Below are 10,455 nucleotides of genomic sequence, written 5' to 3'. Positions count from 1 at the left end.
CAAAAATTTAACTATTACGCGGTAAGTCCCTTATCAAAAATAAGATATCAGACTTAGGATTAAAACACTTTGTTGTTGTCACTGATGGCGAAAATATTTCTAAATATGATAATCCTAAACACCTTGCCAAGCATGAGAAAAACCTTAAACGCAAGCAGAAAAAATTAGCCCGTAAACAAAAGGGAATTCAGAGGGAACAGGGAACGAGCAACACTATGGCTAACGCCACGCTTCGCTATCGACAAGCTCAGTGCATCGCAGGGAACAGAAAAACTCATGTTTAAAACATGAGATTGAAATAATGACACTGTTTTTTTGTGATACGCATCTTGTCAAAACATCTTTTTTTTGACAGAAGCTCTAAACTCTGAAACTTTAGTTTCTTATCTGTTCCCTGTTCCCTTTTTTTGTAAATCAAGGAAATGTAGGGTAATATATTTTTCACAGGTTTATGAATTGTAATCTACTGAATCAAGTAGATTAATTAAGGTATTGAAGAGATGCAAACAGGAATTGTAAATAGCTGGAATGAGTGGGATGAACTAAAGGAGATGGTTGTCGGGATTGCAGATGGTGCTTATTTTGAACCAACTGAGCCAGGTAACCGCCCTGCTTTACGCGATAAGAACATTGCCAAAATGTTCTCTTTTCCCAGGGGTCCGAAAAAGCAAGAGGTCACAGAGAAAGCTGATGAGGAGTTGAATGGGCTGGTAGCGCTTCTAGAATCACAGGGCGTAACTGTACGCCGCCCAGAGAAACATAACTTTGGCGTGTCCGTGAAGACACCATTCTTTGAGGTAGAGAATCAATATTGTGCGGTCTGCCCACGTGATGTTATGATCACCTTTGGGAACGAAATTCTCGAAGCAACTATGTCACGGCGGTCACGCTTCTTTGAGTATTTACCCTATCGGAAGCTAGTCTATGAATATTGGCACAAAGATCCAGATATGATCTGGAATACTGCGCCTAAACCGACTATGCAAAATGCCATGTACTGCGAAGATTTCTGGGAGTGGCCGATAGAAGATCGATTTGAGCGTATGCATGATTTTGAGTTCTGCGTTACCCAGGATGAGGTGATTTTTGATGCGGCAGACTGTAGCCGCTTTGGCCGTGATATTTTTGTGCAGGAGTCAATGACGACTAATCGTGCAGGGATTCGCTGGCTCAAACGGCATTTGGAGCCACGTGGCTTCCGCGTGCATGATGTTCACTTCCCACTAGATATTTTCCCATCCCACATTGATTGTACTTTTGTCCCCTTGGCACCTGGGGTTGTGCTAGTGAATCCAGAGCGCCCTATCCAAGAGGGTGAAGAGAAACTTTTCATGGATAATGATTGGCAATTCATCAAAGCACCTCTCCCCACTTCCACCGATGATGAGATGCCTATGTTCTGCCAGTCCAGTAAGTGGTTGGCGATGAATGTGTTAAGCATTTCCCCCAAGAAGGTCATCTGTGAAGAACAAGAGCATCCGCTTCATGAGTTGCTAGATAAACACGGCTTTGAAGTCTACCCAATTCCCTTCCGCAATGTCTTTGAGTTTGGCGGTTCGCTTCATTGTGCCACCTGGGATATCCATCGCACGGGAATCTGTGAGGATTACTTCCCTAAACTAAACTATATGCCGGTAACTGCATCAACCAATGGCGTTTCTCGCTTCATTATTTAGTAGGTTTTATAGTTATGCAAGAGAGAGAAAGCCCACAGATACTATTTGATGGGAATGGAACACAATCTGAGTTTCCAGATAGTTGCATTCACCACTTGTTCGAGGATCAAGCCGCAAAGCGACCGGATGCGATCGCTCTCATTGACGGTGAGCAATCCCTTACCTACGGGGAACTAAATGTACGCGCTAACCACCTAGCCCAGCATCTCTTGTCCCTAGGCTGTCAACCCGATGACCTCCTCGCCATCTGCATCGAGCGTTCGGCAGAACTCTTTATTGGTTTGTTGGGTATCCTAAAAGCCGGATGTGCCTATGTGCCTTTGGATGTAGGCTATCCTGCCGATCGCATAGAGTATATGTTGCGGGACTCGGATGCGCGTGTTTTACTAACCTCTACGGATGTCGCTAAGAAACTTGCCTTAACCTTACCTGCGTTGCAAGAGTGCCAAACCGTCTATTTAGATCAAGAGATTTTTGAGTATGATTTTGATTTTTTAGCGATAGCTAAACTATTACATAACCAATACTTGAGATTATTACATTTTTATTTTTATACCTTGATTCAGCAATGCCAGGTTTTTCAGGCAAATTCGGTTTCCCAAGGGATTCAGACACAGGTTCTCCCCAATAATCTCGCTTACTGCATTTACACCTCTGGCTCTACCGGAAATCCCAAAGGGATCTTAATGGAACATCGCTCACTGGTGAATATGCTTTGGTGGCATCAGCAAACGCGGCCTTCGGTTCAGGGTGTTAGGACGCTGCAATTTTGTGCAGTCAGCTTTGACTTTTCCTGCCATGAAATTTTTTCTACCCTCTGTCTTGGCGGGATATTGGTCTTGGTGCCAGAGGCAGTGCGCCAAAATCCCTTTGCATTGGCTGAGTTTATCAGTCAACAGAAAATTGAAAAATTGTTTCTTCCCGTTATAGCATTACTACAGTTAGCCGAAGCTGTGAATGGGAATAAAAGCACCTCCCTCGCGCTTTGCGAAGTTATCACTACCGGGGAGCAGATGCAGATTACACCTGCCGTCGCTAACCTCTTTCAGAAAACCGGGGCGATGTTGCATAATCACTACGGGGCAACGGAATTTCAAGATGCCACCACTCATACCCTCAATGGCAATCCAGAGGGCTGGCCAACACTGGTGCCAGTGGGTCGTCCACTGCACAATGTTCAAGTCTATATTCTAGATGAGGCACAGCAACCTGTACCTGTTGGTGAAGAGGGTGAATTCTGTATTGGTGGTGTTGGACTGGCTCGTGGCTATCACAATTTGCCTGACCTAACGAATGAGAAATTTATTCCCAATCCATTTGGGGCTAATGGGAACGCTAAAAAACTCTACCGCACAGGGGACTTGGCACGCTACCTACCCGACGGCACGATTGAGCATTTAGGACGGATAGACCACCAGGTTAAGATCCGAGGTTTCCGCGTGGAATTGGGGGAAATCGAGTCCGTGCTGACAAGTCACCAAGCTGTGCGTGAATGTGCCGTTGTGGCAAGGGAGATTGCAGGTCATACACAGTTAGTAGGGTATGTTATAGCAAAGGATACACTTAACCTCAGTTTCGACAAACTTGAACCTATCCTGCGTCAACATTTGGAAGCAGTGCTGCCAGAATACATGATACCCACTCGGTTCATCAAGATCAGCGATATGCCGTTGACTCCCAGTGGTAAACTTGACCGCAGGGCATTACCTGATCCCAAAGGCGATCGCCCTGGATTGTCTACCCCACTTGTCAAGCCTCGTACCCAGACAGAGAAACGTTTAGCAGAGATTTGGGGCAATTATCTTGCTGTAGATATTGTGGGAACCCACGACAATTTCTTTGATCTAGGCGGTACGTCACTGCTATTAACCCAAGCGCACAAATCCCTGTGCGAGACCTTTAATATTAATTTGTCCGCTGTCTCACTCTTTCAATATCCCACAATTCAGACATTGGCACAATATATTGATTGCCAAGGAGACACAACCTCAAGCGATACAGCATCCAGGTACAAGAAAGTACGTAAAAAGCAGTCCGGTGACAGCAACGATATTGCCATCATCAGTGTAGCAGGTCGCTTTCCGGGTGCTGAAACGATTGAGCAGTTCTGGTATAATCTCTGTAATGGTGTTGAATCCATCACCCTTTTTAGTGATGATGAGCTAGAGCAGACTTTGCCTGAGTTACTTAATAATCCCGCTTATGTCAAAGCAGGTGCGGTGCTAGAGGGCATTGAATTATTTGATGCTACCTTTTTTGGCTACAGCCCCAAAGAAGCTGCGGTGATGGATCCTCAGCAACGGATTTTGCTAGAGTGTGCCTGGGAAGCATTTGAACGGGCTGGCTACAACCCCGAAACCTATCCAGAACCAGTTGGTGTTTATGCTGGTTCAAGCCTGAGTACCTATCTGCTCAACAATATTGGCTCTGCTTTAGGCATAATTACCGAGCAACCCTTTATTGAAACGGATATGGAGCAGTTTCAGGCTAAAATTGGCAATGACCGGAGCTATCTTGCTACACGCATCTCTCACAAGCTGAATCTCAAGGGTCCAAGCGTCAATGTGCAGACCGCCTGCTCAACCTCGTTAGTTGCGGTTCACATGGCCTGTCAGAGTCTCATTAGTGGGGAGTGTCAAATGGCTTTAGCCGGTGGCATTTCTGTGGTTGTACCACACAAGGGAGGCTATCTCTACGAAGAAGGCATGATTCGTTCTCAGGATGGTCATTGTCGCGCCTTTGATGCCGAAGCCCAAGGGACTATATTTGGCAATGGCGGGGGCTTGGTTTTGCTCAAACGGTTGCAGGATGCACTAGACGATAACGACAACATTATGGCAGTCATCAAAGCCACAGCCATCAACAACGACGGTGCGCTCAAGATGGGCTACACAGCACCGAGCGTGGATGGGCAAGCTGATGTAATTAGCGAAGCGATCGCTATCGCTGACATAGATGCCAGCACCATTGGCTATGTAGAAGCTCATGGCACAGCCACCCAATTGGGTGATCCGATTGAAGTGGCAGGGTTAGCACGGGCATTTCAGCGCAGTACGGACAGCGTACTTGGTAAACAACAATGCGCTATTGGATCAGTTAAAACTAATATTGGCCACTTAGATGAGGCGGCAGGCATTGCCGGACTGATAAAGGCTACTCTATCTCTACAATATGGACAGATTCCACCGAGCTTGCACTATGCCAATCCTAATCCACGGATTGATTTTGACGCAACCCCGTTTTTTGTCAACACAGAACTACGCGAATGGTCAAGGAATGGTTATCCTCGGCGGGCGGGGGTGAGTTCTTTTGGTGTGGGTGGAACTAACAGCTATATTGTACTGGAGGAGTCGCCTGTAAAGCAACCCACATTTTTCTCTTCTTTGCCAGAACGCAGTCATCATCTGCTGACTCTTTCTGCCCATACACAAGAGGCTTTGCATGAGTTGGTGCAACGCTACATCCAACATAACGAGACACACCTTGATATTGACTTAGGCGACCTCTGTTTCACAGCCAATACGGGACGTAAACATTTTGAGCATCGCCTAGCGGTTGTAGCCGAATCAATCCCTGGCTTACAGGCACAACTGGAAACTGCACAGACTGCGATTTCAGCACAGAAAAAAAATGCCCCGCCGACGATCGCATTTCTCTTTACAGGTCAAGGCTCACAATACATTAACATGGGGCGCACCCTCTACGATACTGAATCAACATTCCGTGCAGCCCTTGACCGATGTGAAACCATTCTCCAAAATTTAGGGATCGAGTCCATTCTCTCCGTCATTTTTGGTTCATCTGAGCATGGACTCTCATTAGATGACACAGCCTATACCCAGCCCGCACTCTTTGCCATCGAATACGCGCTCTATCAATTATGGAAATCGTGGGGCATCCAGCCCTCAGTGGTGATAGGTCATAGTGTAGGTGAATATGTGTCCGCTTGTGTGGCGGGAGTCTTTAGCTTAGAGGATGGGTTGAAACTGATTGCAGAACGAGGACGACTGATACAGGCACTTCCTCGTGATGGGAGCATGGTTTCCGTGATGGCAAGCGAGAAGCGTATTGCAGATATCATTTTACCTTATGGGGGACAGGTAGCGATCGCCGCGATTAATGGACCAGAAAGTGTTGTAATTTCTGGGCAACAGCAAGCGATTGATGCTATTTGTGCCATCTTGGAAACTGAGGGCATCAAAAGCAAGAAGCTAAACGTCTCCCATGCCTTCCACTCGCCGCTAGTGGAAGCAATGTTGGACTCTTTCTTGCAGGTTGCACAAGAGGTCACTTACTCGGAACCTCAAATCAAGCTTATCTCTAATGTAACGGGAACATTGGCAAGCCATGAATCTTGTCCCGATGAACTCCCGATCACCACCGCAGAGTATTGGGTACGTCATGTGCGACAGCCCGTCCGGTTTGCGGCGGGAATGGAGAGCCTTGAGGGTCAAGGGGTAAACGTATTTATAGAAATCGGTCCTAAACCTGTTCTTTTAGGCATGGGACGCGACTGCTTGCCTGAACAAGAGGGACTTTGGTTGCCTAGTTTGCGCCCGAAACAGGATGATTGGCAACAGGTGTTAAGTAGTTTGCGTGATCTATATTTAGCAGGTGTGACCGTAGATTGGAGTAATTTCGATCAGGGGTATGTTCGTCGCCGTGTGCCACTACCGACTTATCCTTGGCAGCGAGAGCGGCATTGGGTAGAGCCAATTATTCGTCACCGGCAATCAGTATTACAAGCCACAAATACCACCAAGCTAACTCGTAACGCCACCGTGGCGCAGCATCCTCTGCTTGGTCAACGGCTGCATTTGTCGCGGACTCAAGAGATTTACTTTCAAACCTTCATCCACTCCGACTTCCCAATATGGGTTGCTGATCATAAAGTATTTGGAAATGTCATCATTCCGGGTGTCGCCTATTTTGAGATGGCACTGGCAGCAGGAAAGACACTTAAACCAGACAGTATATTTTGGCTCGAAGATGTATCCATCGCCCAAGCACTGATTATTCCCAATGAAGGGCAAACTGTGCAAATAGTATTAAGCCCACAGGAAGAGTCAGCTTATTTTTTTGAAATCCTCTCTTTAGAAAAAGAAAACTCTTGGGTGCTTCATGCCTCTGGTAAGCTAGTCGCCCAAGAGCAAGTGCTAGAAACCGAGCCAATTGACTTGATTGCGTTACAGGCACATTGTTCCGAAGAAGTGTCAGTAGATGTGCTATATCAGGAAGAAATGGCGCGTCGGCTGGACATGGGTCCAATGATGCGTGGGGTGAAGCAGATTTGGCGTTATCCACTCTCCTTTGCCAAAAGTCATGATGCGATCGCACTCGCTAAAGTAAGCCTACCAGAAATCTTGCTTCATGAGTCCAATGCCTACCAATTCCATCCTGTAATCTTGGATGCGGGGCTGCAAATGATAACGGTCTCTTATCCTGAAGCAAACCAAGGACAGACTTATGTACCTGTTGGTATAGAGGGTCTACAAGTCTATGGTCGTCCCAGTTCAGAACTTTGGTGTCGCGCCCAATATCGGACTCCTTTGGATACAGATCAAAGGCAGGGTATTGATTTGCTGCCAAAGAAACTCATTGCAGACTTGCATCTATTTGATACCCAGGGTCGTGTGGTTGCCATCATGTTTGGTGTGCAATCTGTCCTTGTGGGACGGGAAGCAATGTTGCGAACTCAAGACGCTTGGCAGAACTGGCTTTATCAAGTCCAGTGGGAACCTCAAGCACGTTTTGGACTTTTACCGAATTACTTGCCAACCCCAGATCAGATTCGCAAGCGGCTGGAAACAAAGTTAGAGACATTGATCATCACAGCTGATTTGGCCAATTATGCGATCGCCTATACCCAACTCGAAAGGTTAAGTCTAGCTTACGTTGTGGCGGCTTTGGGACAAATGGGCTGGCTGTTTCAACCCGGTGAGCGTTTTTCCACCGCCCAGAAGGTATCAGCGTTAGGAGTCATTGATCAACATCGGCAACTATTCGCTCGTTTGCTCGACATTCTAGCCGAAGCAGACATACTCCGCAACGAAAACTCGATGACGACATGGGAAGTCATTTCCTACCCGGAAACGATTGACATCCAGGTACTTCTTAATGAACTCGAAGCCAAAGCAGCAGCAGCCGAGGTAACACTAGTCTCCCGTTGCAGTGCAAAATTGGCCGAAGTATTACAAGGAAAATGTGACCCGATACAGTTGCTCTTTCCCGCAGGAGACACAACAACGTTAAGCAAACTCTATCGTGAAGCCCCAGTTTTGGGTGTTACTAATACTCTAGTCCAAGAAGCGCTTCTTTCCGCACTGGAGCAGTTGCCGCCGGAACGTGGTTGGCGAATTTTAGAGATTGGTGCTGGCACAGGTGGAACTACAGCCTACTTGTTACCCCATCTGCCTGGGGATCAGACAGAATATGTATTTACTGATATTAGTGCCTTTTTTCTTGCTAAAGCGGAAGAGCGTTTTAAAAATTACCCGTTTGTACGTTATCAGGTATTAGATATCGAACAAGCACCACAGGCGCAAGGATTTGAACCCCAAATATACGATTTAATCGTGGCTGCGGATGTCTTGCATGCTACTAGCGACTTGCGTCAAACTCTTGCACATATCCGGCAATTATTAGCACCGGGCGGGATGTTGATCCTGATGGAAGACAGCGAACCCGCACGCTGGGCTGATTTAACCTTTGGCTTAACAGAAGGCTGGTGGAAGTTTACAGACCGTGACTTACGCCCCAACCATCCGCTATTGTCTCCTGAGCAGTGGCAAATCTTGTTGTCAGAAATGGGATTTAGTCAAACAACCGCCTTATGGACAAAAATAGATGGACACCATAAATTGCCTCGGGAGGCGGTGATTGTAGCCCGTAATCAACCAGCTATGAGAACACCGCGAAGATGGCTGCTCTTGGCTGATGAGGAGATTGGCGGATTACTAGCTAAACAGCTACGTGAAGAAGGAGAAGATTGTATACTCCTCTTGCCCGGGGAAAAGTACGCAGAAAAAGACTCGCAAACGTTTACAATCAATCCTGAAAACCTAGAAGAGTGGCAACGTTTGTTGAAGCGATCGCCAAACATACAAGAAATCGTACATTGTTGGAGTATGATTTCAACTAGCTTAGATAGAGGCACTAGTTTAAGTTGCAATAGTACGCTGCATTTAGTTCAAGCACTAGCAAACTATCCAAAAAACCCTCGCCTGTCACTTGTCACCCTAGGCGCACAAGCCGTTAACGAACATCATGTTCAAAATGTAGTTGGATCAGCCCTCTGGGGGATGGGAAAGGTAATTGCACTGGAACACCCAGAGCTACGGGTGGTGCAAGTGGATTTAGACCCCAATGCAAAAGTTGAGATGCAAGTAGAATCGCTTAAAAGCGAACTTTTCGCCACCGAAGAGCCTGTATCAGCAACATCTGCATCTGATCTGCAAACGCGATCGCATGAAAAGCAAATAGCCTTTCGTGAGCAAACACGTTATGTGGCAAGACTTTCGCCCTTAGACCGCCCCAATCTTAGAGAGGAAGGCACACAAGAAGCTTTTACTTTCTGTGATGATGGCAGCTATCTGATTGCTGGTGGTTTAGGCGGACTGGGGTTAGTGGTGGCTCGTTTTCTGGTTACAAATGGGGCTAGACACCTTGTGCTGGTCGGACGACGTGGTGCAAGGGAGGAGCAGCAAGCTCAATTAAGCGAATTAGCGCAACTTGGTGCTTCCGTGAAAGTCGTACAAGCCGATATTGCCGATGCAGAACAACTGGCCCAAGCACTTGCAGCAGCGACCTACCCACCATTACGGGGTGTTATTCACGCGGCAGGTACATTGAACGATGGGATTCTACAGCAGCAAAGTTGGCAAGCTTTTAAAGAAGTGATGAATCCCAAGGTAGCAGGTGCGTGGAACTTACATACACTGACCAAAAATCAACCTTTAGAATTCTTTGTCTTGTTCTCTTCCGCCACCTCTTTGTTAGGTAACGCTGGACAAGCCAATCACGCTGCCGCAAATGCTTTTCTTGATGGGTTAGCCTCCTATCGTCGTCACTTAGGACTACCGAGCCTCTCGATTAATTGGGGGACATGGAGCGAAGTGGGAATTGCGGCTCGACTGGGACTAGATAAGTTGTCTAGCAAACAGGGTGAGGGAAGCATTACGCTAGAAGAGGGCTTACAAATTCTTGAGCAGTTGCTCAAAGACGAGAGTGCGGTGCATCAAGTGGGTGTCATGCCCATCAACTGGCCACAATTCTTAGCCAGGCAATTGACTCCGCGGCCGTTCTTCAGCGATGTGATGAAGAGTATTGACACCTCCCTAGGTAAACTAACCTTGCAGGACAGGGACTCTCGCCCCCAAGGTTACGGGCATAATATTCGAGCGCAATTGGAGAAAGCTCCGCCCAAAGAGGGTCTGACTCTCTTGCAGGTTCATGTTCGGGAGCAGGTGTCCCAAGTTTTGGGGATAGATGCGAAGATACTACTAGCAGAACAAGACGTGGGTTTCTTTACCCTGGGGATGGATTCGCTGACCTCTATCGAGTTAAGAAACAGGTTACAAGCTAGTTTGGGCTGCTCTCTTTCTTCCACTTTGGCTTTTGACTATCCAACACAACAGGCTCTTGTGAATTATCTTGCCAGTGAATTGCTGGGAACCCCTGAGCAGCTACAAGAACCTGAATCTGATGAAGAAGATGAGATATCGTCAATGGATGACATCGTGCAGTTGCTGTCCGCGAAACTAGAGATGGAAATTTAAAC

At 47.0% G+C, this 10,455-nt stretch carries 2 protein-coding genes and 1 pseudogene; all 3 read left to right on the top strand.

The window, feature by feature from the left end:
• Positions 1-50: 50 nt before the first annotated feature.
• Positions 51-185: pseudogene (locus EZY12_27125) on the top strand (transposase).
• 315 nt (positions 186-500) lie between these two features.
• Positions 501-1,676 carry a glycine amidinotransferase gene (locus EZY12_27120; GenBank protein QSX70876.1) on the top strand — a complete coding sequence of 392 codons (1,176 nt, stop codon included), beginning with the start codon at positions 501-503 and terminating at the stop codon, positions 1,674-1,676.
• A 14-nt stretch (positions 1,677-1,690) separates the two neighbouring features.
• The gene (locus tag EZY12_27115; protein QSX71015.1) at positions 1,691-10,453 is read left to right on the top strand and encodes an SDR family NAD(P)-dependent oxidoreductase; all 8,763 of its coding nucleotides are present in this window, start codon (positions 1,691-1,693) and stop codon (positions 10,451-10,453) included.
• Positions 10,454-10,455: the final 2 nt, after the last annotated feature.

The organism is Dolichospermum sp. DET69, assembly GCA_017355425.1.
In the GTDB taxonomy this organism is placed as follows: domain Bacteria; phylum Cyanobacteriota; class Cyanobacteriia; order Cyanobacteriales; family Nostocaceae; genus Dolichospermum.
Note: the sequence above shows the minus strand (reverse complement) of the source record. Positions and strands in the feature narration are given on the sequence as shown.